The following is a 21,570-nucleotide window of genomic DNA, read 5'->3' as shown; positions in this document are numbered from 1 at the left end:
CCCCATGGGATATGAAACCAAGAAGACAGTTGGTCAACGCACTACCTATTGATTAAACTTTCTGAAAAATGTATTCAATCAGGGAGTTTTATGTCCAACAACATACTACCAAGTTCTACAGTCACCACCGACGCGCTGCTGCGGTGGTGGTTCGGCCCTCGCGAGCGCCAGCGCCGCAGCGACCCCGGCTTTCTCGAGCGCCAGCGCCTGGCGATCCTGAACACCATCGGGGCTCACGAGGCACCGAACGCCGCCGCACCTCGGCCCGCCCAACGGGTGCACCGGGTGGGGCTGACCTGCGGTACGGACCAGATCTGCGTCACGCTGGCGCTGCTGATCTGGCAGTTGCTGAACCAGCGCGACGCAAAAGCGGCCCGCACCGACGACGGTCGGTTCACAAGCCACTTCTTGCTCGTGGCACCCCACCCCTGCGTTCGCAGCCGCCTGTTCGACGCGCTCGCCGGCAGGGCCTCGGCAGGCGGTTACGGCGAGCGCCATTTCGACAACTCCGATCTGGTGCGGCTGGCGCCCACGCTCATTCCGCAGGACCGCCGCGAGGAGGTGTTCGACTTCATGCGCCGTCACACGGGCACGGGAACCCGGGCCATGCGCCAAGCCCAGGGTGATGGTGTGGTGGCCGTCACCGATGGCCGCCTGGAAGCGCTGGAATGCCTCGCGCGCCTGTCACCCGATGCCATGGTGTTCGACGACGAGACGCGTGCGCCGTATTGCGCACGCGGCGAAGGCCCGCTCACCGGACAGGCGTGGCGCCATCATCTGCGGCGCGTCGCCATGTCGCGCAACGGCTGCGGCGTGCAAGTCGTGTTCACGGCGGATGCGCCCGACACCGGCGCTCCCTCGGCACCCGCAACGTCTCCCTACCCGGGATGAACGGGAATCACCCGGCGCGCCGGCCGCTCGGCCCGCGCGCGCAGTTGCCCGCAACCGCCCTCCACGTCCTGCCCGGCCGACTGGCGCAGCTTGGTGAGCACGCCGCGCTGGTGCAGGCGCCGCGCGATGGCACTGGCGCGTTCCGCGCTCGGGCGCTGGTAGGGCAGGTCGTCGACCGTGTTGTACGGGATCATGTTGAGGATGGCGTACTTGCCGTGCAGCAAGCGTGCCACGTCCTCGATGTCGCCGTCGCCGTCGTTGATGCCCGCGAGCAAGGTCCACTGGTATTGAATCGGATAACCGGTGGTGCGCGCGTACGCTTCGCCAGCGGCCACCAGCTCCTGCGGGCTCATGCGGGGCGCTCGCGGCAGCAGCTGTTCGCGCAATTCGGCCCGGGTGGTGTGCAGCGAGAGTGCCAATGCAGGCTTGACGCGGCCGCGCGGCAGCGCCTCGAATACGCGCGGATCGCCCACGGTGGAGAACACCAGGTTCTTGTGGCCGATGTTGCCCACCGTGCCGAGCAGGTCGATCGCCTCGAGCACGTTGTCCAGGTTGTGCGCGGGCTCGCCCATGCCCATGAACACCACCCTCTTCACCCGGCGGCGGCCGCGCGCAAGCGCCACTTGCGCCACGATCTCGGCGCTGCCGACCTGGCGCACCAGACCGCTCTTGCCGGTCATGCAGAACACACAGCCCACCGCACAGCCGACCTGGGTGGACACACACAGGCCGTCGCGCGGCAGCAGCACGCTCTCCACGGTCTGGCCATCGGCCAACGCCACCAGCAGCCGCGCCGAGCCGTCCTGGCCCGGATGCACGGATTGCACCCGCGCCAGAGCGGCGAGTTCGTCGGCCAGCGCGGGCAAGGCCGCCACCAGCCTGGCCGGCAAGAAATGCGCGATCTCGCGCCGGCCCGCGTCCTGCGGCAGGGCTTGCGACCACAGGCGCAGCACGCGCTGTTCATGGCGGGGATTGGCGCCGAGCGCGCGCAGGCGTTGGCGAAGGTGTTCGATGCGCATGGGGAACCTAGGGCCTGTTCACACTATTTTTCCAAGTGCGAAGGGATTGAAAACAAGGCCGAGAGGGCCGGTACGGTTTCGTCGATGAAGTGGCGCAGCTTGGCGGGAACAAAACGCTGCCCCGGATACACGAGGTGGATCGGGTCCGTGCGCGCGTGCCAACCCGGGAGCAAGGACACCAGCTGCCCATGACTCATCTCGCGGCGGCACACGTAGTCCGGCAGCAAGGCCACGCCTTGTGCGTCGAGCGCGAGCTGGCGGATCATCCGCATGTCGTTGGCCGCGAAGGCGCTGCGCAAAGGCACGGTGGCGCGTGCCTTGCCGCGCATGAGGGTCCAGCTGTCGCGCCCCAGCGGGCTGAAGCACAACGTGGCATGGTGCGCGAGGTCCTTGGGCTGGCGCAAAGGGGGCGCCCGTTTCAGGTAGTCCGGGTGGGCGAACGGTGCCCAGCGCGCCTGCCCGATGCGGCGCGCAACCAGGCTGGAATCGGCCAGTTCACCGGCTCTCAGGGCAAGGTCCAGGCCCTGCTCCACCAGGTCGAGGCGCGCATCGGAAAACACCAGTTCGACCGACACCCCCGGATGGCGCGCGCGGTAGGCGCTCAGAATGCCTAGCAACTGCTCATCGCCCATGTCGATCGGGAGCGTGAGGCGCAACAGCCCCTGCGCTTCGTGCTTGCCGGCGTCGATCTGGGCCTCGGCCTGCAGAATTTCCTCCAGGCCGCGCGCGGCCTGGCGCAAGTAGGCCTGACCGGCTTCGGTCAGGCGCAGGCGGCGCGTGGTGCGCTGCAACAGCGTGACGCCCAGACGCTGCTCCAGCCGCGACACGCGCACGCTCAGCGTGGACACCGGCATGCCCAGCAAGCGCGCGGCGGCACTGAAACCACCGGCTTGCGCCACGCGCACGAACACCAGGGTGTCGTTCAGGTCCATACCTTGATTGTTCAGCTCATTGAAAAATGATTTGCGATCTTACCGACTTATCACGCGCGGGCGGGCCCGGTACAGTGGACCCCTACAAGGAGAATCCCCATGAAAACCGTGTCCTTCATCCAACGCAGCGCCGGCGGCCACTGGGTCGGCGACGGCTTTCCCGTGCGCAGCATCTTTTCGTACAACAGCGCGCCCGAACGGTTCTCGCCGTTTCTACTGCTCGACTACGGCGGACCCACGCGCTTCGATCCGACCGCGAAACAGCGCGGCGTGGGCCAGCACCCGCACCGCGGCTTCGAGACCGTGACCATCGTCTACGACGGTGAAGTCTCGCACCGCGACTCCAGCGGTGGTGGCGGCACCATCGGCCCCGGAGAGGTGCAGTGGATGACGGCGGCCGCCGGCATCGTGCACGAGGAGTACCACGGCGAGCGTTTCGCGAAGGAAGGTGGCGCGTTCGAAATGGTGCAGTTGTGGGTGAACCTGCCGGCGCGCGACAAGATGGCGGCACCAGGCTACCAGGGCATCACGCGCGACCAGATTCCGCAGGTCGACCTGCCCGATGGGGCCGGCACGGCGCGCATCATCGCTGGCGAGTTGCTGGGCGCCCAGGGCCCGGCCCGCACCTTCACGCCCATGCAGGTGTGGGACTTGCGCCTGAAGGCCGGCCACACGCTGACACTGCCTGCCGCCGAAGGCCACACCACCGCGCCCTTCGTGCTGCGTGGCCGCCTGCGCCTGGCCGACGGCCAGGAAGTGACGGCCGCGCAGATGGCGGTGCATTCGCGCGATGGCCAGGACGTGCGCGTCGAGGTTCTGGAAGACACCACCGTGCTGTGGCTGGTCGGCGAGCCGATCGACGAGCCGGTGGTGGGGTACGGTCCGTTCGTGATGAACAGCGAGGCCGAGATCCACCAGGCCTTTGCCGACTTCCAGAGTGGCAAGATGGGCCGCATCACGGCGACCGCCTGACCCCACGAAAGGAAACGACATGCTCGAGATGGTGATCAATGCCCGCGCGGCCGACCTGGGCCACGGCCTCAAGGTGCGGCGCGTGCTGCCCTACGCGAAACGCCGCATGGTCGGCCCCTGGATCTTCGTCGACCATGCCGGCCCGGTCACGCTGGCCGCCGAAAACACGCGCGCGGCCGATGTGCGCCCGCACCCGCACATCGGCCTGTCCACCGTGAGCTACCTGCTCAGCGGCCAGGTGGAACACCGCGACAGCCTGGGCGTGCACCAGTTCATCAATCCTGGCGACGTGAACTGGATGACCGCGGGGCGTGGCATCTCGCACTCGGAACGCTTCACACACCCGGACTCGTTTGCCGGGGGTGGCCTGGAACTGATGCAGCTCTGGGTGGCGCTGCCCGAGGCCGACGAGGAAACCGATCCGGCCTTCACGCACTACCCGGCCACCGACCTGCCGGTGCGCGACGCCGATGGCGTCTGGATGCGCCTGATCGCTGGTGAGGCCTACGGCATGCGAAGCCCGGTGCGCACGCACTCACCCCTCTTCTACCTGCACACCGAATGGCAAGCGGGTGCGCGCCTGGCGCTGCCTGGCGGCTACAGCGAGCAGGCCGTCTACGTGGCGCGCGGCGAAGTGGAATACGACGGGCAGACCTACGTCACCGGACAACTGCTGGTGTTCGACAACGACACGGACGCGACCCTCACCGCGCACACCAAGGCCACGCTGATGGTCTTTGGCGGCGAGCCGCTGGGCGAGCGGCATGTGTTCTGGAACTTCGTGTCCTCGCGCAAGGATCGCATCGAACAGGCCAAGGCCGATTGGGCCGCGGGCCGCATTCCGCTGCCACCAGGTGACGACAAGGAATGGATTCCGCTGCCGGGCTGACGCCGTGGCGGCGGCCAGCGGATGCGCTCACAGGTTCTCAGTACTGCTTGTAGGGCAGGAACTTGCCCGACATGGCGATGTTCACGCGGTCGCCGTTCGGGTCGGCCTGGCGCTGCAGGTCCATCTTGAAGTCGATGGCGCTCATGATGCCGTCACCGAACTCTTCGTGGATCAGTTCCTTGAAGGTGGTGCCGTAGACGCTGACCAGTTCGTAGAAGCGGTAGATCAGCGGGTCGGTGGGCACAGTGGTGGGCAGTGAGCCCTTGTAGGGCACGACCTGCAGCCACTTCTGCTCTTCGACGGAGAGGCCAAAGAGTTTGCCCAGCACCTTGGCCTGGGTGGCGGTGGCGGTCATCTGCCCCAGGCACAGCGCGGTCGTCCACTCCTTGGACTGGCCCACCTTCCTGGCCACGTCGGCCCAGCTCAGGCCCTTGGTGACCTTGGTATGGATGATCTTTTCAGTGACGGCGAGTCGGCTCATGGTGTTGCCTCGGGTGTGGATGAAAGGGTGGGGTGAAGGGGTGGCGTGAAAAGCTCAGTGGGCCCGCGCACGCGAGACCAGGAAGTCGACGATGTGGTTGCGCAGTTCGTAGTACCCGTCCAAGTGGTGCAGCTGGGCGCGCGCGCGTTGGCGCGGCAACGGGTTGACCACCACCTCGGCCATGCCACCGGGCACATAGCCCGTCGGCGTTTGCGCGCCATTGCTCATGAGCAGGATGCGGTCTGCCAGCAGGATGGCCTCGTCCACGTCGTGCGTGATCATGAACACGGTCTGGCGCGTCTGGCCCACGATGGCCATGAGCTCGTCCTGGATCGTGCCGCGCGTGAGCGCGTCCAGCGCGCCAAACGGCTCGTCGAGCAACAGCATCTTGGGTTGGATCGCAAAGGCGCGCGCAATGCCCACGCGCTGCTTCATGCCGCCCGAGAGCTGGCTGGGTTTCTTGTCGATGGCGGGCGAAAGACCCACCAGGGCCACGAACTTCTCGACCTGCGCGTCGACTTGCGCCCGGCGCCAGTCGGGCCAGCGCGACTTCACGGCGAAAGCGATGTTCTGCCGCACACTGAGCCAGGGCATGAGCGCGTGGCTCTGGAACACCACGCCGCGCTCCAGGCTCGGGCCGGCGATCTCGCGCCCGTCCATGAAGCAGTGGCCGGCGGTGGCGAACTCCAGCCCGGCCAACACGTTGAGGATGGTGGTCTTGCCGCAGCCGCTGTGGCCGATGATGCAGACGAACTCACCCTTGTCGATGGCGAAGGACACGTCGGCGAACACGGGCTTGTCGGCCTGGTAGGCCTTGGCGAGTTTTTCAACCTGGAGAAAACCGGTCATCTTGGGAACGTCTTTGGTTGGGGACGGTGCGAGGGCCGGGGCCTGCCCTTCTCGTGAGTCGAATTCACTCCACATAGGTCACCGCCTTCTGGAATTGGGCGAACATCAGGTCGAGCAGCATGCCGACCACACCGATGACCAGCACCGCGAAGATCACGTTGGTCAGCGACAGGTTGTTCCACTCGTTCCACACGAAGTAGCCAATGCCGGTGCCCCCCACCAGCATCTCGGCCGCCACGATCACCAGCCAGGCGATGCCCATGCTGATGCGCATGCCGGTGAGGATGGTGGGCGCGGCCGCCGGCAGGATGACCCGCAAGGCCTTGCGCAGCGGGCGCACCTCCAGCGTGCTCGCCACGTTGAGCCATTCGCGCTTGACGGCCGAGACACCAAAGGCGGTGTTGATCAGCATGGGCCAGACCGAGCAGATGAAGATCACGAAAATGCCGCTGACGTTGGAGTCTTTCAGCGTGTAGAGCGCCAGCGGCATCCAGGCCAGCGGGCTGATGGGCTTGAGCACCTGCACAAAGGGGTCGAAGGCTTTGCGCATCAGCGGCGACATGCCGATCAGGAAGCCCAGCGGTATGGCCACCACCATGGCCAGCACGAAACCGCTGGCCACGCGGGCCAGCGAATGGGCGAGCTGGATGCCAATGCCCTTGTCGTTCGGCCCCTTGTCGTAGAACGGGTCGGACAGGTGCTCCCAACTGGCCTTGGCCACCGCCAGCGGCTGCGGAAAGCCGCTGGACTTCTGCGCCCCCGGGTCCTTGCCCATGAGCTTGGCGTACTCGATTTCGTCGGCCGTCATGCCGGCGCTGGAGCCACCGACGGAGGGGGCAGAAGTGCCCAGCTGCCACGCACCGATGAAGACCACGAACAGGAGCAGGGACACCAGCGTGGCACGCAGGTTCAGGCGCTTGGTGCTCATGCTCAGGCCGCCCTGGAGATCGCGAAGCTCTTGAGGTATTCCACCGGCTTGGCGGGATCGAACTCCTTGCCCATGATGGTGTGCTTGGTGTAGGCCGGGCCGGCCTTGAAGTCGATGTCCAGCGCCTTCATGTGCTGGCGCGCATCGGTGATCAGGAACACCTGCTCGGCGAGCTTGCGGTAGTTCACCTCGCCCTTCACATAGCCCCAACGCTGCATCTGGGTGAGCATCCACACGGCCATGCTCTGCCACGGCATCGGGTCGAAGTCGGCGCGGTCGGGCACGGTCTGGATCTTGCCCAGGCCATCGGCAAACCGGCCGGTGAGGACCTGCGAGATCACCGTCTCGGGCTGGTTCAGGTAGGCCTGCGGCGCGATCACTTTCGCGATGAGCTCGCGGTTCTTGGCCTGGCGCGCCATGGCCGCAGCGGTGAGCACCGCGCGGTACAGCGCGGCGAAGGTGTTGGGGTTCCGGGTGATGAATTCGGTGCTGGTGCCGAAGGCGCAGCAGGGGTGGCCATTCCACAGGTCCCTGGTGAGGATGTGCAAGAAGCCCACCTCGTCGTACACCGCCCGCTGGTTGAAAGGGTCCGGGCCGAGGTAGCCGTCGATGTTGCCGGCACGCAAGTTGGCCACCATCTCGGGCGGCGGCACCACGCGGATCTGAACGTCGGTGTCGGGGTTGAGGCCGGCTTCGGCCAGGTAGTAGCGCAGCAGGAAGTTGTGCATCGAGTATTCGAACGGCACGCCGAACTTGAAGCCCTTCCACTGCCTGGGATCGCGCCTGTCCTTGTGCTTCATGTGCAGGGTGATGGCCTGGCCGTTGGTGTTCTGGATCGTCGCCACGTTCATGGGCACGGCGTTGGAGCCCACGCCCATGGATATGGCCAGTGGCATGGGCGAGAGGAAGTGCGTGGCGTCGTACTCCTTGTTGATCATCTTGTCGCGGATCAGCGCCCAGCCCGCGGTCTTGATCACCTCGACGTTGAGCCCCTGTTTCTCATAGAAGCCCAGCGGCTTGGCCATGATCAGCGGCGTGGCGCAGGTGATGGGAATGAAGCCGATCTTGAGGTTGGTTTTTTCCAGCGAACCCTTCTTCTCCTGAGCCATGGCCTGCAGGCTGGCCACCGGCAGCACGCTGGCGATGGCCGCCATCGCCGTGCCCTTGCCGACTGCGCGCAGGAAGCGGCGGCGCACCTCGTCTTGCGGGAACAGCGCCTTGACCAGCGTGGCCTCGACGAACGCATTGCTGTAGGCCTCGAACTCTGCGCTCTCGCTGCGCTGGCGCAACGCGAGGGCCGCTCGGTCGGCCGCCACCTCGGCGTGGTGCTCCGCGATCGAGTGGTCGCGCCCGCAACTGCACTTGAGCATGAGCGGGCGGTCGGCGTTGTAGGGATCGAAGAATTCGGACATGGCGCACCTCGTGTGTTGAAGACGAGGAGGCCGTCTGCAAGCACCGGGCCAGAACCGGTGGCGGGTGCGCCATCGTGTGAAAGTCGTGCCGCGCCACACGACGCCGCGTAGGGCCAGCCCTACAGGGAACGGCCTTTCAACCGGATCGGGGGTCGCGCGCGTGGCGCTCGGCGTACAGCGCGAGCTCCACATCGTTCTTCGCGCCGGTTTTCTCCAGCACGCGTGCACGGTAAGTGCTCACGGTGTTCGCCGCCAGGCCCAGCTGTGCACCAATTTCGCTCACGGTGCGCCCCTGCGTCAGCAGGCGGTAGACCTGGTATTCGCGGTGCGAGAGCGCCTCGGCTCCGGTCTGTGCGCCAGCGCTGCCCACGGCCGCGGCGAGCGCTTCGGCCGTGGCCTGGCTCACGAACACCGCGCCACCGGCGGCCTTGCGCACCGCCGTGATCATGTCGTCGGGGTCCGCGCTTTTGTTGAGATAGCCGCACGCACCCATGCGGATGCAGCGCACCGCGTATTGCTTTTCGGGGTAGGTGCTGAGCATGAGCACCGGCAGGTTGGGGTACTCGCGCTTGATCGCCTGCAACACGTCCAGCCCATCCAGCCCGGGCATGGCCACGTCGAGCAGCACCAGGTCCAGGCCCTCCTTGCCACGGGCCGCCTGCACTTCGGCCAGCACCTCGTGGCCGGTCTGCGCCTCGGCCACCACCTGGACATCCGAGGCGTCGGCCAGGATCTGCTTGAGGCCTTCGCGCACGATGCGGTGGTCGTCGCCGATCAGCACGCGGATGGTTTCGGTCATGAGATCGAACTGGGTGTTCATGCGGTGTCTCCAGGAGGCAGTCCCACCGACAGGCACATGCGGGTGCCTTGGCCGGGTGCACTGTCTATGTGTATATCGCCACCGAAATGCCGTGCCCGCTCGCGCATGCCCATCACGCCATAGGCATGGGCGGCTTCAAAGGCCTGGGCCGGCGCGCCCACGCCATTGTCCTGCACCGTCAGGCGCAGCGCTGAGCCCTTCACGACAATGTCCACGCCCAACCACTGCGCGCGCGCATGGCGGCCTACGTTGCTGAGCATCTCCTGAAAGATGCGGAACACCGCCATGGCCAGCGGCTCGGCGGGTTCGGGAGCGTCGGGCACGTCCATGTGCCAGTCCAGCGCCAGCTCGGCCGATTGCACGAACTCCTGCGCCTGCCACTCCAGCGCCGCCCACAGGCCCTGGTGGTCCAGGATGCTGGGGCGCAGGTCGGTGATGATGCGCCCGACGTTGTCCACCGCGGTCTCGATCAGGCGGCTCATGTTCTGGCACTTGCAGCGCATGTGGTCGCGCATGTGGTGAGCGGCCTCGGCGCTGCGGCTTTCCTGTTCGGACAGGCGCTTGTCCATCCAGTTCACATCCATCTTCAGCGCCACCAGCAAGCTGCCGAGTTCGTCGTGCACCTCGCGTGCGATGCGGGTGCGCTCCTCCTCCCGCACGGCTTCCGAGCGCGCCGCCAATTCGCGCACTTGTTTGAGCGCGGTGGCCAGGGCCAGCGTGCGCTCGTCCACGCGCTCCTCGAGTTCGTCCTTGGCGCGCCGCAGCGCATCGGCCGCGCGCTTGCGCTCGGTGATGTCCACGAAAGTCACCACCGCGCCGCGCACCTGGCCTTCGTCCACGATCGGGTGGCTGGAGTACTCCACCGGGAAGGACGTGCCATCGCGGCGCCAGAACACCTCGCTGTCGATGCGGCAGGGCAGGCCCTGGCGGAAGGCATTGAAGATCGGGCAGTCCTCCACCGGATAGTGCCCGCCATCGGCGTGCGAATGGTGGGTGAGTTCGTGCATGTTGCAACCCTGCAGCTCCCCCGGCTCGAAGCCGATCATGCGCGCGCCCGCGTGGTTGATGAACACGCAAAGACCGTCCAGATCGACGCCAAACACCCCTTCGCCGGTGGACGCCAGCAGCAGGCCCAGCGGGTCGCGCCAAGCGTCGGTCGACGGGGCCGCGGCATGGCTGACGAGTTGGGCGGCATCGAGTTGCATGGTGCCCAACCCAAGCAATGGATATGCCAAAGCCACGCGCCGAAGCGGGAAGGCACGACAATCGAACCGATTTCCCCTCTCCCCCGGAACTCCGTCATGGCCTTGCTCAGCTCCCTGTTTGGCACCAACGACAAAGCCGCCAGCGCCCGGCGCGCCCGCGTGAACGCCTCGGCCACCGCGCTGCGCGCCGCGCAGCTGCTGCGTTCGGCCACCGCACTGATCCAGCTCAACCCGCAAGAAGCGCTCACGGTGGTCGGCTACATGCAGATGCGCCATTGCGCCGAGGGCGAGGAAATCATCCGCCAGGGCGCCAGCGGCAGCAGCGGCGACGACGGCTTCATGGCCCTGGTGGTCGATGGCGAAGTCACGGTCGAGACGGTGACGGTGAGCCGGATCTCGCCATTGACTGTGAACGTGCTCGGGCCGGGTCACCTGATGGGTGAGATGTCGCTGATGGATGGCGCCGCCCGCTCGGCCACCTGCACCGCCAGCACCGACGTGGGCTGCGCCGTGCTCACGCGTGCCGCGCTCGAAGCCATGATCGCCGAAGAGCCGACCACCGCCGCCAAGCTGCTGAGCGCCGTGGCACTGCGTCTGAGCAGGCGCCTGCGCGAAACCGACAACAAGCTGCAACTCTACGGCCAGTTGGTGCAGAGCATGCAGGAAGAGATCAACCGGCTGGTACCGGACCTGGACTGATCCTCCTGCCACGGGGACGATGCATCCCCTGCCTGGTGTGCGGTCCCGCAAGTGGCAGCACAACATGAAATCGATGCACTCGTGCCCAGAACGAGGCGCAAACCGCAGCGATGGCCGTTGCTATCGCGATTGGGCCGAGCCAGGCGCCACGCGGCAGGTGCCGCACAGGTCAGGAAAATACAGGTGCGTGACCAGCCCGTGGACCGGGCCGTCCTGGTCTCAGGCCGCTTCCTTGTAGAAGTACTCGCGCTGGACCACCCGCGGCGCCAGCGGCGACACGCTCTGGTGAATCGCCCCGATGTGGTCGGGCGTGGTGCCGCAGCAGCCGCCCACGATGTTGACCAGGCCTTCGGCGGCAAACTCGCGCAACAGGCGGCTGGTGTCGGCCGGTGTTTCGTCGAAACCGGTGTCGCTCATCGGGTTGGGCAGGCCGGCATTGGGATAGCAGCTGATGAAGGTGTCGCCCGCGACCTTGGCCAGTTCCTGGATGTAAGGCCGCATCAGCGCCGCGCCCAGCGCGCAGTTCAGGCCCACGGCCAGCGGCTGCAGGTGGCGCACGCTGGCCCAGAAGGCGCTGACGGTCTGGCCACTGAGGATGCGGCCCGAGGCATCGGTCACGGTGCCGCTGATGATGATCGGCAGGCGCTGGCCGGACTGCTCGAAGAACTCGTCGATGGCGAACAAGGCCGCCTTGGCGTTGAGCGTGTCGAAGATGGTTTCGACCAGCAGCACATCGGCGCCGCCTTCGACCAGTCCCTCGATCTGCTCCAGGTAGGCTGCGCGCAGTTGTTCGAAGGTGACATTGCGTGCGCCGGCGTCGTTCACGTCGGGACTGATGCTGGCCGTCTTGGGCGTGGGGCCGAGGGCGCCGGCCACGAAGCGCGGCTTGTCCGGCGTGCTGAACTTGTTGCAGGCGGCACGCGCCAGACGTGCCGATTCAACATTCATCTCGCGTGCGAGATGGGCCATGTCGTAGTCGTCCTGCGCGATGGTGGTGGCGCCGAAGGTGTTGGTCTCGATCAGGTCGGCACCCGCAGCCAGGTAGCCTTCATGGATGTCGCGGATGACGTCCGGGCGCGTCAGGCTGAGCAGCTCGTTGTTGCCTTTCACGTCCTTGTGGAAGTCCTTGAAGCGCTCTCCGCGGTACTCCGCCTCGCCGAGTTTGAAGCGCTGGATCATGGTGCCCATGGCGCCGTCGAGGATGGCGATGCGGTGCTTCAGGATCTCGGGAAGCGCTTGCGCGCGGGTGTAGGCAGGGGCGTTCATGCCGGGATTGTATGAAAGCCCCTGCGCGCCCAACCGACCGCCAGGAGGGTGGCCCCGCGAATTCCCCGACAATAGCCGCCATGAAACACCTCACGCCCCAGCAGGCTTGGGCCTGGCTGCAGGCCCAGGGTGAGCTGCGCGCCGCCCAGGGCGAAGACCCCCCGCTGTTCGTGGACGTTCGCATGGAGATCGAGTCGCTCTACGTGGGCCGCCCACCCGGCGTGGAGAACATTCCCTGGTACGAATACCCCGACCTCACGCCCGATCCGGCGCGCTTTGCGACCGCGGTCGAGCAGGAAGCGGGCCGCAAGGACCGCCCGGTGCTGCTCATCTGCCGCAGCGGCAAGCGCACGCTGGACGCGGGCAAGGCGCTGGAGGCTGCGGGTTTCACTGACGTGGCCCACGTGCTTCACGGCTTCGAAGGCGAGCTCAACGACGCGTTCAAGCGCTCCACACTGAACGGCTGGCGTTTCGATGGCCTGCCCTGGGAACAGATGTAAGTCCATGAGCGCCACCATCGACATCGCACCCGGCAGCGAGATTCTGGAGACCAGCCTCGGCGTGCTGCACGAGGTGTTCGGCTACGAAGCCTTTCGAGGTCCGCAGGCGGACATCGTGTCCCACGTGGGCGCTGGCGGCGACGCGCTGGTGCTCATGCCCACGGGGGGTGGCAAGTCGCTGTGTTACCAGGTGCCCGCGATCGTGCGGCAACGCGCTGGCCAGGGCGTGACCATCGTGGTCTCTCCCTTGATCGCGCTGATGCACGACCAGGTCGGCGCCCTGACCGAAGCCGGCGTCGCCGCCGCCTTCCTCAACTCCAGCCTCTCCGGCGAAGAGGCGCAGCGGGTCGAGAGGCAGATGCTGCGCGGCGAGATCACGCTGATTTACACGGCGCCCGAGCGCCTGACCACGCCGCGCTTCCTCGCGCTGCTGGACTCGCTTCACGAACGCGGCAAGCTCAGCCTGTTCGCCATCGACGAGGCCCACTGCGTGAGCCAATGGGGCCACGACTTTCGCCCTGAATACCGCGCGCTGGTCGTGCTGCACGAGCGCTTTGCCAGCGTGCCGCGCGTGGCGCTCACCGCCACCGCCGACCACCTCACGCGCGCCGACATCGTCGAGCATCTGCAGTTGCAGGAAGCGCGCACCTTCATCAGCAGCTTCGACCGCCCCAACATCCGCTACCAGCTGGTGGAGAAGAAGGACGCCACCACCCAGCTGATGCGCTTCATCCGCGACGAGCACACCAGCAGCGGCGACGAGCACGACGCCGGCATCGTCTATTGCCAGTCGCGCCGGCGGGTAGAGGAAGTGGCGGCGATGCTCTGCGACGCCGGCCTCACCGCCCTGCCCTACCACGCGGGACTGGACGCGGCCGTGCGGCAGAAACACCAAGACCGCTTTCTGCGCGAAGAGGGCCTGATCATGGTCGCCACCATCGCCTTCGGCATGGGCATCGACAAGCCCGACGTGCGCTTCGTCGCGCACCTGGACATGCCCAAGAACATCGAGGGCTACTACCAGGAAACCGGCCGCGCCGGGCGCGACGGCGAGGCCGCCAATGCCTGGATGGCCTACGGCCTGCAAGATGTGGTGAACCAGCGCCGCATGATCGACGAGAGCCCCGCGGCCGACGAATTCAAGCAGGTGCTGCGCGGCAAACTGGACGCCCTGCTCACGCTCGCCGAAGCCAGCGACTGCCGCCGCGTGCGCCTGTTGTCCTACTTTGGCGAAGCCAGCCGGCCCTGCGGCAACTGCGACAACTGCCTGAGCCCGCCCGAACTGATCGACGCCACCGAGTCCGCGCGCAAGCTGCTTTCCTGCATCTACCGCGTGCAACAAGCCAGTGGCACGGCCTTTGGCGCGGGCCACATCATGGACATTCTGCGCGGCAAGGACACCGACAAGGTCAAGCAGTATGGCCACGAAAAGCTGTCTACGTTCGGCATCGGCGCCGATCTGTCCGAAACCCAGTGGCGCGCGCTGCTGCGCCAGCTCATCGCACGCGAGGCGATCGAGGTGCACGACGCGCCGTACAACACGCTGCACCTGGCCGGTGCGGCGCGGGACATCCTCAAGGGCCAGGCCGAGGTGCGCCTCAGGGCCCTGGCCGACAAGGCCGCGGGCTCGGCCCGCAGCAGCCGCCAACGCGCCTCGCGCGCCACGGCCAAGGACGATGGTGTGCCGCTGAGTCTGTCCGAGCGCGAATGTCTGGAAGCGCTCAAGTCCTGGCGGGCCGGGGTGGCACGGGAACACAACCTGCCCGCCTTCGTGATCTTCCACGACGCGACCCTGCGCGCCATTGCCGGACGCAAGCCCGAAACCCTGGCCGATCTGGACGGCATTTCCGGCATCGGCCAGAAAAAGCGCGAGGCCTATGGTGCCGACGTGCTCAGGGTGGTGAGTGCTTTCGTCTGAAGCTAAAGTCCATCGAAAAGCAGCACTGACAACCAAGGTGTGAACGGGCCAACCGCCCGTCGCTCAGCCCCCGTCCGCCGCTCAAGCGGCCGGCCCTCAAGCCGATGTTCTGGATGTAGCCGGAAGAGTCCTTTTCCAGGCCAGACACATCGACATCGACGACGGGAGCGCTTCATGTTTTTCAGGTTGCCGTGGTTTGGCAAAACCCCGAAAGCCCAGTACCACGATACGCAGGTGCTGGAACTGGACTTTGTCGTCGATGAATTCCACCAGGCCATGGCGGACATCAAGGACCCGATCCGCACCCGCATGCAGGCCACGCTCTCTTCGTGCCTGACGCCGAAGGATCTGTGGTTTCTGCGCAGCCAGCTGTTCTCGCTGATTTCCAAGCACCACTGCGAAAGCGTCGCCCACGACCGCCTAGCCCGCCTGGACCAGAAGCTGCGCTTCTTCCTGAGCCACCACCCCGACTATTCGTCGGACGAGCTGCCCACGGGTCCGATGGCCTTGGTTCATTGACCCCCCCGCGCCGCACCTGCGGTGCGTCACCCCCAGGGGGCAATGCCTGCGGCCTGGCCCTTCGACAAGCGCAGGACAGGCCAAGGCCAGTTCCGCGGCATTCTGGATTCGGACCCGTTTCGTGCCGACGGCTCAGGTGAAACCGATGCCCCGTGCTTCGCGCACCTCCGGTTTGATGCGGTGCTCGGCTTCGAGCTGGGCGATGAACTCCTCCGGCGCCAGCACTTCCGCCAGGATCTCCACCTGCCGTTTGACCGCGGCGAAATCGCCCGGGCAGAGCTGATCAAGCTTGGCCAGCCGCGCGCGCAACGCCGGCTCCAGCCGCGTGGCATCACCCTCCAGCGCCTCCACCACGAACATCCTTTCGCGCTGTTCTGCCGTGAGTGGCTTGAAACGGATCTTGAAGGTAAAGCGCCGCAGCGCTGCCTGGTCGATGCTGTCCATCAGGTTGGTGGTGCAGATGAAGATGCCGGCGAACCGCTCCATGCCTTGCAGCATCTCGTTGACTTCGGTCACTTCGTAGGTGCGCTGCGCACCCCTGCGGTCCTGCAGGAAGCTGTCGGCCTCGTCGAGCAACAACACGGCCTTCTCGGCTTCGGCTTCCCGGAACATCGCGGCCATCTGCTGTTCGGTCTCGCCCACGAATTTGCTCACCAGATCGCTGGCGCGCCGGATCATGAGAGGGCGCTCCAACTGCTGCGCGATGTGCTCGGCCAGCGCGGTCTTGCCGGTGCCGGGAGCGCCGTGGAAACACAGACAACCATGGCCGCGCGCCTTGAGCGCGGCGATCACACGGGGCAGTTCGTGCCGCGTCTCGATGTTGAGCATGTCCAGGCTGTACTGCGTGGCGCTCGGGCGCTGCGCCAGATCGGGTTTGCGGCCCAGGGCCAGGTCGGCGTTCTTGAGCTGGCGCTCGATCAGGTCGTCCAGCAACGCCGGCGCCTTGGCGGTGCGCCGAGCCTTGGGTTTGGCAGGGCTCGCAGCCAGTTGCGCAAACCGCAAAGCGGTGCGGATCTGCGCGGGCGTGAGCCCCTTGCGCTCGGTCAACCGGGCCACCAGCGTGTCGGACACTGGCGCACCTTCGAGTGTCTTGCGCACCAGCTGTTCGCGCGCGCCCGGCGGCGGGCTCTTGAGTTCGAGGTGGTAGGCGAAGCGGCGGCGAAACGCAGGATCGATCTGCTCGATGCGGTTGGTCACCCACAGCGTGGGCACGGCATTGGTCTCCAGAATCTGGTTGACCCAGGCCTTTCCGCTGACACTGCCCGTGTGCGGCGCAGTCACATGCTCGGCGCGCGCCATCAGCTGCGCGGCTTCGCTGGAAATGGGTGGGAACACGTCTTCCACTTCGTCGAACAACAAGGCGGAATGCGCCGTGCCTTTCAGGAACACCTGGGCGATCTGCAGCGAACGGTAGCGGTCGCGTCCCGAGAGCGCATTGCCATCGCGGTCGGCGTACTCCACCTCGAACAACTCCAGACCCGCGGCGTTGGCCACCACGCGCGCCAACTCGGTCTTGCCCGTGCCAGGAGGTCCATAGAGCAGCACGTTCACGCCCAGCTCCTTGCGCGCCACGGCTTCGCGCAACAGGCCGCAGAGCAGGCGCACGTCTTCGCCCACGTAGTCGAAGTCCTTCTCGCTCAGTGCCGACCGCGCGGCCGGCCGGGTGAACACAGCCATCAGCTCGCTTTGCGTGCGGTACTCGCGCATCAGCACCGGCGGCAACTTTTCGCTGACCTTCATCAGGTCGGCCAGATCGGTGATGTTGTGCTCGGAGATCAGGTTCTCCACCATGCCGATGCGCTCCAGGCGCGAGCCCGCGCGCAGCGCTTCGCCGACCTCGCTGGCCTTCACGCCGGCCACGTCGGCGATCGCCGCATAGGCCTCGGGCGCGTTGTTCACCTTGAACTCGACCAGGATGGAGCGCAGGTCGCGTTGGTAGCGCGCCAGCGTGCCGTACAGCAGCAGCGCGCGCTCGGCGCGGTTGAGCTGCAGCAGGCCGGCAAGCGCGTCGATGTTCTTCTCCACCAGGGTGGACTGCTTTTTCAGCGAATGGCTCAGCCACTCACCGGTCACGGCCAGCACCGAGAGCAGGTCTTTGGGCGACTCCTTGGCGTACTCGTCGAGGTAGAAGAACAGCGTGCCTTCCTCATACGGGCCGCGCCACACGCCGTAGCGCTCCATGAAGGCGTTGGTGGCCAGCAGGTCGTGGCCGCTCCAGAGCTCGTTGTCCTTGCAGCGGCGTTGCAGAAACCCGCGCAAGCGCAGCAGCACGGTCTGCGGCCACACCAGATGGCGGCCGGCAAGCGAGAGCAAGGTGTTGAGGTCGCGCCGCACGTTGAAACGCGGGCCCTGGCGCGCAGCCAGGGTGAGCACGAAATGGGAGCACATGAGGTCCAGCACCGGTGCCTGGCGCAGGCCGTGTGGCACGAACACACGCCCCTCGCCCGCGAGGGGGCCGCGGCTTTCGCGCGCCTCGGGCACGGTGCGAACCGCCGTTGCCGCCGGCGGCGGCGAGCGCTTGTTCATCCAGACACCTCCAGACCTATCGTCCCTGGGATTCCATGCCAGCGTGGGCCGGCAGTTGAGCGGACCATAACCTAGCTTGACGAATGATGGAAGAGCGTGCTAAGGCCGTTTGAGCAGTTTGTCAGGCTTTGCCCGCATGCCCCCGCGCAACGGCTGGTTCACAATGCCGCCATGCTGCAACTCCACGACATCGAAGCCGCCGCCGCCCGCCTGAAGGGGCATGTGCTCGACACACCATTCGTCGAGTCGCGCACGATTTCCCAGCTCACCGGCTGTCAGGTGTTTCTGAAGTTCGAGAACCTGCAGTACACAGCGTCGTTCAAGGAGCGGGGCGCGTGCAACAAACTGGCGCAACTCACCGCGCAGGAGCGCGCGCGGGGCGTCGTGGCCATGAGCGCGGGCAACCACGCCCAGGGCGTGGCCTACCACGCGCAACGCCTGGGCATTCGCGCGGTGATCGTCATGCCACTCTTCACCCCGGGTGTGAAGGTGGAGCGCACGCGCGGCTTCGGCGCCGAGGTGGTGCTGCACGGCGACACGCTGGACGCTTCACGTTCGCATGCGCGCGAGCTCGCGCAACGCGATGGTCTGGTGTTCGTGCACCCGTACGACGACGAGGCCATCGTCGCCGGCCAAGGCACGCTGGGGCTGGAGATGCTGCGCGAGCAACCCGATCTGGACACCTTGGTGATCGCGATCGGCGGTGGCGGCCTGATCGCAGGCATTGCCACCGCCGCCAAGGGAATCCGCCCCGACATCCGCATCGTCGGCGTGCAGACCGAGCGCTTCCCCGCCATGGTCAATGCCATCCAGGGCACGCAATTGCCGCAGGGCACGAGCACGATCGCCGAAGGCATCGCCGTGGGCACACCAGGCGTGATCACCGAGGCCATTGTGCGTCGCCGTGTCGATGAACTGCTGCTGGTCGACGAGGGTGACATCGAGCAGGCCATCGTGATGCTGCTGGAGATCGAGAAAACGCTGGTGGAGGGCGCTGGCGCGGCCGGCCTCGCAGCGCTCATCAAACACCCAGCGCGCTTTGCCGGACAACGCGTGGGCCTGGTGCTGTGCGGGGGCAACATCGACCCGATGCTGCTGGCCTCCATCATCGAGCGCGGCATGGTGCGCGCGGGCCGGCTGGCGCGCATCCAGGTCAATGCGCGCGACGTGCCCGGCAACCTCGCGCGCATCGCGACCACCGTCGCCGAAGCGGGCGCCAATGTGAACGAGGTGCACCACCAACGCGCCTTCACGCTGCTGGCGGCGCAGAACGTCGCCATCGAACTGGTGCTGCAGACGCGCGGGCGCGAGCACATCGAACTGGTGATCGAACGCCTGCGCGAGGCGGGTTTTGATGCCGCGTCGGTGCCCATGTAGGGCCGCGCGGGCGGCTCTGCACGGTTGACGCTGTGGCGCAGCCTCTGACATCATGCGCCGCATTGCCAACGTTACCCGGAGGAAGAAATGGATACCAACACCTTGTGGAATTCCCTGCAGAACACGCTGGGCACGCACATTCCACAACTGCTCGGCGCGCTCGCCATTTTCATTCTAGGCTGGCTCATTGCGGTCATCGTGCGCGCCGGCACGCGCAAGAGCCTGGGCTTTATCGGCCTCAACCACCGCGTGGGCAAACTCACGAACACGCGCGTGGACGTCGAAGGCGCGGTTGCGCTGGCGCTGTTCTGGATCGTGATCCTGCTCACCTTGGTCGCGGTCTTCAACTCGCTCAACCTGGCGCTCGTCTCCGGTCCGTTCTCGGCCTTCACCACCCAGTTGTTCGAGTACGCGCCCCGCATCATCGGCGGCCTGGTCCTGGCACTTGTCGGGTGGCTCGTCGCCAGCGTCGTGCGCGCACTGTCGCAGAAGCTGCTGGACAAGACCACGCTGGATGAGACGCTGTCCGAACACGCCGACATGGCGCCCATCAGCGAGAGCCTCTCGGGCGCGCTGTTCTGGCTGGTGATCCTGCTGTTCGTGCCCGCCGTGCTGGGCGCGCTGCAAATGGAAGGGCTGCTCGAACCGTTGCGCCAGATGGTGACCAAGACCCTGGACATGTTGCCCAACGCGGTCGCGGCCCTGGTGATCGGCGGCGTCGGCTGGATCGTGGCCACCGTGCTGCGCAACCTCACCACGCACCTGAGCCGCACGGCCGGCGTGGACAAGCTCGGGCACCAAGCCGGCCTGGGCGACACGGTGAAGCTCTCGCGCGTCATCGGCATGCTGGTCTTCGTGGCGGTGTTCCTGCCCTCGTTGATCGCCGCGCTCGACGCGCTGAAGGTCGAAGCCATCTCCAAACCCGCCACCGACATGCTCAACCTGATGCTGCAGGCGGTGCCGCACCTCATCGCCGCAGCACTGATCCTGGTGGTCACCTGGCTGGTGGCGTCGTTCGCGAGCAAGCTGCTGGCCAGCCTGTTGGCCACGCTGGGTTTTGACGCTCTGCCCGCGCGCGTGAACATGGCCCATGCCTTCGAGAACACCAGCGCCTCCACCGCCGTGGGCCGCGTGGTGCTGTTCTTCGCCATGCTGTTCGCCACCGTGGAGGCCGCGGCGCAACTCGGCTTTGGCCAGGTCAGCGTCATCGTCTCCAGCTTCATCCGCTTCGGTGGCGACATCCTGCTCGGCTCGGCCATCCTGGTGATCGGCTTCTGGCTCGCCAACCTCGCCTACGACGCCATCGACCGCGCCAGCGGCGCCGGCACCAAAGGCCTGGCGCGCATCGGCCGCTATGCCATCCTGGCGCTGGTGATCGCCATGGGCCTGCGCGCCATGGGCATTGCCGACGACATCGTCAACCTGGCCTTCGGTCTCACGCTGGGCGCCGTCTCTGTGGCGGTAGCGCTGTCTTTCGGACTGGGCGGACGTGAAGCCGCCGGCAAGCTGATGGAGCACTGGCTCTCCAAGCTGCGCCGCGAGGACTGAGCCCATGGGCTCGAACCCCGACGAGGTCATCACCACCGAGTTGCTGCAGGGGCTGCTGAGGGATTGGTTCGCGCCGTGGATCCAGGCCATGGGCCTGCGGGTATCGTCCTTCGGCGATGGCGAGGTCACCCTGGTACTGCCGCAGAGCGAACAGCTTTCGCGCGTGGGCGGCATGCTGTGCGGCCAGGCCATGATGGCAGCGGCCGACACCGCCATGGTGCTGGCCATCGTCACGCAGCTGGGCACCCGCCGCCCCATGACCACCGTGCAGCTCAACAGCAGTTTCCTCAAACCGCTCTCGGAGCAAGACGCCCGCATCACCGCGCGCGTGATCCGCGCCGGCAAGAACCTGGCGTTCGGCGAGATCGACATCTGCGGCGCCAACGACGGACGCAGCGTGTGCCGTGCAAGCACCACCTATGCGCTGCTCTGAACCCTATCCCGTAAAATCCCGCAAGTTTTGAACCCTTGACGGAGCCCCGCAACATGTCTCAGCACGAAAGCCACGCGTCCAGCGATCATCCCGAAGATCTGGTGGAGTCCATCGTTCCTTACATGCCCGTCGTGCTGCCCATCGCTGGTGGCGTGCTCATGTTTCTACTGGCGTTCATTGCCGTGTTCATGGCCTGATCGCTCCATTTCTCGAGAAAGCCGAACGCCCGAACGGGCCTTCGGCTTTTTTTTTGCCCGAGACGTCCAGGAGGTTGAGGCGTCGAATGCATCACGTTATGCAGGCTTTGCATGTAACAACCATGTAACCCGGTGGGCACTTTCATAAAATTGCCCCATAGGCCGACTCGCCGGGTGGGCTAGGTCCTG

Annotated in this window: 21 protein-coding genes; 11 read left to right on the top strand and 10 right to left on the bottom strand. The window is 66.4% G+C overall.

Annotated elements, in window-relative coordinates:
* The first annotated feature begins 90 nt into the window (after positions 1–90).
* Complete coding sequence (locus F9K07_RS01440) at positions 91–891, top strand: hypothetical protein (RefSeq protein WP_159588671.1); 801 nt, start codon at positions 91–93, stop codon at positions 889–891.
* On the opposite strand, the gene F9K07_RS01435 is transcribed toward F9K07_RS01440, so the two are convergent.
* Both F9K07_RS01435 and F9K07_RS01430 read right to left on the bottom strand, forming a co-directional pair.
* Positions 879–1,910: an RNA methyltransferase gene (locus F9K07_RS01435; RefSeq protein WP_159588669.1), complete on the bottom strand. Its 1,032-nt coding sequence runs from the start codon at positions 1,908–1,910 to the stop codon at positions 879–881. The genes F9K07_RS01440 and F9K07_RS01435 overlap by 13 nt on opposite strands.
* 23 nt (positions 1,911–1,933) lie before the next feature.
* Positions 1,934–2,842, bottom strand: coding sequence for a LysR family transcriptional regulator (locus F9K07_RS01430; RefSeq protein WP_159588667.1), 909 nt, complete (start codon positions 2,840–2,842; stop codon positions 1,934–1,936).
* Between the two features lie 99 nt (positions 2,843–2,941).
* On the opposite strand from F9K07_RS01430, the gene F9K07_RS01425 reads away from it, so the two are divergent.
* Positions 2,942–3,814 (top strand): pirin family protein, encoded by an 873-nt coding sequence (locus F9K07_RS01425; protein ID WP_159588665.1) that lies wholly within the window; start codon positions 2,942–2,944, stop codon positions 3,812–3,814.
* 19 nt (positions 3,815–3,833) lie between these two features.
* Entirely contained in the window at positions 3,834–4,703 is an 870-nt protein-coding gene (locus F9K07_RS01420; protein ID WP_159588663.1) for a pirin family protein, read from the top strand.
* 37 nt (positions 4,704–4,740) lie between these two features.
* On the opposite strand, the gene cynS is transcribed toward F9K07_RS01420, so the two are convergent.
* From cynS to F9K07_RS01390, 6 genes are all read right to left on the bottom strand, one after another.
* Entirely contained in the window at positions 4,741–5,184 is a 444-nt protein-coding gene (gene cynS, locus F9K07_RS01415) for a cyanase (RefSeq protein ID WP_159588661.1), read from the bottom strand.
* A 54-nt stretch (positions 5,185–5,238) separates the two neighbouring features.
* Positions 5,239–6,033 carry an ABC transporter ATP-binding protein gene (locus F9K07_RS01410; RefSeq protein ID WP_236581773.1) on the bottom strand — a complete coding sequence of 265 codons (795 nt, stop codon included), beginning with the start codon at positions 6,031–6,033 and terminating at the stop codon, positions 5,239–5,241.
* 64 nt (positions 6,034–6,097) lie between these two features.
* Positions 6,098–6,961, bottom strand: coding sequence for a nitrate ABC transporter permease (gene ntrB, locus F9K07_RS01405; protein ID WP_159588657.1), 864 nt, complete (start codon positions 6,959–6,961; stop codon positions 6,098–6,100).
* A gap of 2 nt (positions 6,962–6,963) precedes the next feature.
* Positions 6,964–8,373: a CmpA/NrtA family ABC transporter substrate-binding protein gene (locus F9K07_RS01400; protein ID WP_159588655.1), complete on the bottom strand. Its 1,410-nt coding sequence runs from the start codon at positions 8,371–8,373 to the stop codon at positions 6,964–6,966.
* A gap of 136 nt (positions 8,374–8,509) precedes the next feature.
* The gene (locus F9K07_RS01395) at positions 8,510–9,172 is read right to left on the bottom strand and encodes a response regulator (RefSeq protein WP_159596772.1); all 663 of its coding nucleotides are present in this window, start codon (positions 9,170–9,172) and stop codon (positions 8,510–8,512) included.
* A gap of 17 nt (positions 9,173–9,189) precedes the next feature.
* Positions 9,190–10,398: a PAS domain-containing sensor histidine kinase gene (locus F9K07_RS01390; protein ID WP_159588653.1), complete on the bottom strand. Its 1,209-nt coding sequence runs from the start codon at positions 10,396–10,398 to the stop codon at positions 9,190–9,192.
* A gap of 96 nt (positions 10,399–10,494) precedes the next feature.
* Between F9K07_RS01390 and F9K07_RS01385 the strand changes: the two genes are divergently transcribed.
* On the top strand, positions 10,495–11,097 hold the full coding sequence (locus tag F9K07_RS01385; protein ID WP_159588651.1) for a cyclic nucleotide-binding domain-containing protein: 603 nt from the start codon (positions 10,495–10,497) through the stop codon (positions 11,095–11,097).
* 219 nt (positions 11,098–11,316) lie between these two features.
* Here the strand turns inward: F9K07_RS01385 and F9K07_RS01380 are convergent, their stop codons facing one another.
* Positions 11,317–12,363, bottom strand: coding sequence for a homocysteine S-methyltransferase family protein (locus F9K07_RS01380; RefSeq protein WP_159588649.1), 1,047 nt, complete (start codon positions 12,361–12,363; stop codon positions 11,317–11,319).
* Positions 12,364–12,443: 80 nt separating this feature from the next.
* Between F9K07_RS01380 and F9K07_RS01375 the strand changes: the two genes are divergently transcribed.
* The 3 genes from F9K07_RS01375 (at position 12,444) to F9K07_RS01365 (ending at position 15,300) form a co-directional block, all read left to right on the top strand.
* Positions 12,444–12,863, top strand: a complete 420-nt coding sequence (locus F9K07_RS01375; protein WP_159588647.1) for a rhodanese-like domain-containing protein — start codon at positions 12,444–12,446, stop codon at positions 12,861–12,863.
* A gap of 4 nt (positions 12,864–12,867) precedes the next feature.
* Positions 12,868–14,781 (top strand): DNA helicase RecQ, encoded by a 1,914-nt coding sequence (recQ, locus tag F9K07_RS01370; protein WP_159588645.1) that lies wholly within the window; start codon positions 12,868–12,870, stop codon positions 14,779–14,781.
* Between the two features lie 174 nt (positions 14,782–14,955).
* Complete coding sequence (locus tag F9K07_RS01365) at positions 14,956–15,300, top strand: hypothetical protein (RefSeq protein WP_159588643.1); 345 nt, start codon at positions 14,956–14,958, stop codon at positions 15,298–15,300.
* Positions 15,301–15,432: 132 nt separating this feature from the next.
* Here the strand turns inward: F9K07_RS01365 and F9K07_RS01360 are convergent, their stop codons facing one another.
* Complete coding sequence (locus F9K07_RS01360; RefSeq protein ID WP_159588641.1) at positions 15,433–17,826, bottom strand: ATP-binding protein; 2,394 nt, start codon at positions 17,824–17,826, stop codon at positions 15,433–15,435.
* A gap of 171 nt (positions 17,827–17,997) precedes the next feature.
* On the opposite strand from F9K07_RS01360, the gene F9K07_RS01355 reads away from it, so the two are divergent.
* From F9K07_RS01355 to F9K07_RS31550, 4 genes are all read left to right on the top strand, one after another.
* Positions 17,998–19,203 (top strand): threonine ammonia-lyase, encoded by a 1,206-nt coding sequence (locus F9K07_RS01355; protein WP_159588639.1) that lies wholly within the window; start codon positions 17,998–18,000, stop codon positions 19,201–19,203.
* A gap of 87 nt (positions 19,204–19,290) precedes the next feature.
* Complete coding sequence (locus tag F9K07_RS01350) at positions 19,291–20,751, top strand: mechanosensitive ion channel (RefSeq protein WP_159588637.1); 1,461 nt, start codon at positions 19,291–19,293, stop codon at positions 20,749–20,751.
* A 4-nt stretch (positions 20,752–20,755) separates the two neighbouring features.
* Positions 20,756–21,184 carry a PaaI family thioesterase gene (locus F9K07_RS01345; RefSeq protein WP_159588635.1) on the top strand — a complete coding sequence of 143 codons (429 nt, stop codon included), beginning with the start codon at positions 20,756–20,758 and terminating at the stop codon, positions 21,182–21,184.
* Positions 21,185–21,237: 53 nt separating this feature from the next.
* The gene (locus F9K07_RS31550) at positions 21,238–21,381 is read left to right on the top strand and encodes a hypothetical protein (RefSeq protein WP_201451502.1); all 144 of its coding nucleotides are present in this window, start codon (positions 21,238–21,240) and stop codon (positions 21,379–21,381) included.
* Positions 21,382–21,570: the final 189 nt, after the last annotated feature.

This window comes from Hydrogenophaga sp. BPS33, assembly GCF_009859475.1.
Lineage (GTDB): Bacteria > Pseudomonadota > Gammaproteobacteria > Burkholderiales > Burkholderiaceae_C > Hydrogenophaga.
The sequence above is the reverse complement of the archived record's forward strand: the minus strand, read 5'-3'. Positions and strand labels throughout refer to the sequence as shown.

What these genes read in the sequence shown, in the direction of transcription:
- recQ (WP_159588645.1), top strand. Translation starts at nt 12,868, where the DNA reads ATGAGCGCCACCATCGACATCGCACCCGGCAGCGAGATTCTGGAGACC.
- F9K07_RS01400 (WP_159588655.1), bottom strand. Translation starts at nt 8,373, where the DNA reads ATGTCCGAATTCTTCGATCCCTACAACGCCGACCGCCCGCTCATGCTC.
- F9K07_RS01385 (WP_159588651.1), top strand. Translation starts at nt 10,495, where the DNA reads ATGGCCTTGCTCAGCTCCCTGTTTGGCACCAACGACAAAGCCGCCAGC.
- F9K07_RS01395 (WP_159596772.1), bottom strand. Translation starts at nt 9,172, where the DNA reads ATGACCGAAACCATCCGCGTGCTGATCGGCGACGACCACCGCATCGTG.
- F9K07_RS01435 (WP_159588669.1), bottom strand. Translation starts at nt 1,910, where the DNA reads ATGCGCATCGAACACCTTCGCCAACGCCTGCGCGCGCTCGGCGCCAAT.
- F9K07_RS01425 (WP_159588665.1), top strand. Translation starts at nt 2,942, where the DNA reads ATGAAAACCGTGTCCTTCATCCAACGCAGCGCCGGCGGCCACTGGGTC.
- ntrB (WP_159588657.1), bottom strand. Translation starts at nt 6,961, where the DNA reads ATGAGCACCAAGCGCCTGAACCTGCGTGCCACGCTGGTGTCCCTGCTC.
- F9K07_RS01430 (WP_159588667.1), bottom strand. Translation starts at nt 2,842, where the DNA reads ATGGACCTGAACGACACCCTGGTGTTCGTGCGCGTGGCGCAAGCCGGT.
- F9K07_RS01350 (WP_159588637.1), top strand. Translation starts at nt 19,291, where the DNA reads ATGGATACCAACACCTTGTGGAATTCCCTGCAGAACACGCTGGGCACG.
- F9K07_RS01375 (WP_159588647.1), top strand. Translation starts at nt 12,444, where the DNA reads ATGAAACACCTCACGCCCCAGCAGGCTTGGGCCTGGCTGCAGGCCCAG.
- F9K07_RS01365 (WP_159588643.1), top strand. Translation starts at nt 14,956, where the DNA reads ATGTTTTTCAGGTTGCCGTGGTTTGGCAAAACCCCGAAAGCCCAGTAC.
- F9K07_RS01390 (WP_159588653.1), bottom strand. Translation starts at nt 10,398, where the DNA reads ATGCAACTCGATGCCGCCCAACTCGTCAGCCATGCCGCGGCCCCGTCG.
- F9K07_RS01440 (WP_159588671.1), top strand. Translation starts at nt 91, where the DNA reads ATGTCCAACAACATACTACCAAGTTCTACAGTCACCACCGACGCGCTG.
- cynS (WP_159588661.1), bottom strand. Translation starts at nt 5,184, where the DNA reads ATGAGCCGACTCGCCGTCACTGAAAAGATCATCCATACCAAGGTCACC.
- F9K07_RS01345 (WP_159588635.1), top strand. Translation starts at nt 20,756, where the DNA reads ATGGGCTCGAACCCCGACGAGGTCATCACCACCGAGTTGCTGCAGGGG.
- F9K07_RS01380 (WP_159588649.1), bottom strand. Translation starts at nt 12,363, where the DNA reads ATGAACGCCCCTGCCTACACCCGCGCGCAAGCGCTTCCCGAGATCCTG.
- F9K07_RS01420 (WP_159588663.1), top strand. Translation starts at nt 3,834, where the DNA reads ATGCTCGAGATGGTGATCAATGCCCGCGCGGCCGACCTGGGCCACGGC.
- F9K07_RS01410 (WP_236581773.1), bottom strand. Translation starts at nt 6,033, where the DNA reads ATGACCGGTTTTCTCCAGGTTGAAAAACTCGCCAAGGCCTACCAGGCC.
- F9K07_RS01355 (WP_159588639.1), top strand. Translation starts at nt 17,998, where the DNA reads ATGCTGCAACTCCACGACATCGAAGCCGCCGCCGCCCGCCTGAAGGGG.
- F9K07_RS01360 (WP_159588641.1), bottom strand. Translation starts at nt 17,826, where the DNA reads ATGAACAAGCGCTCGCCGCCGCCGGCGGCAACGGCGGTTCGCACCGTG.
- F9K07_RS31550 (WP_201451502.1), top strand. Translation starts at nt 21,238, where the DNA reads ATGTCTCAGCACGAAAGCCACGCGTCCAGCGATCATCCCGAAGATCTG.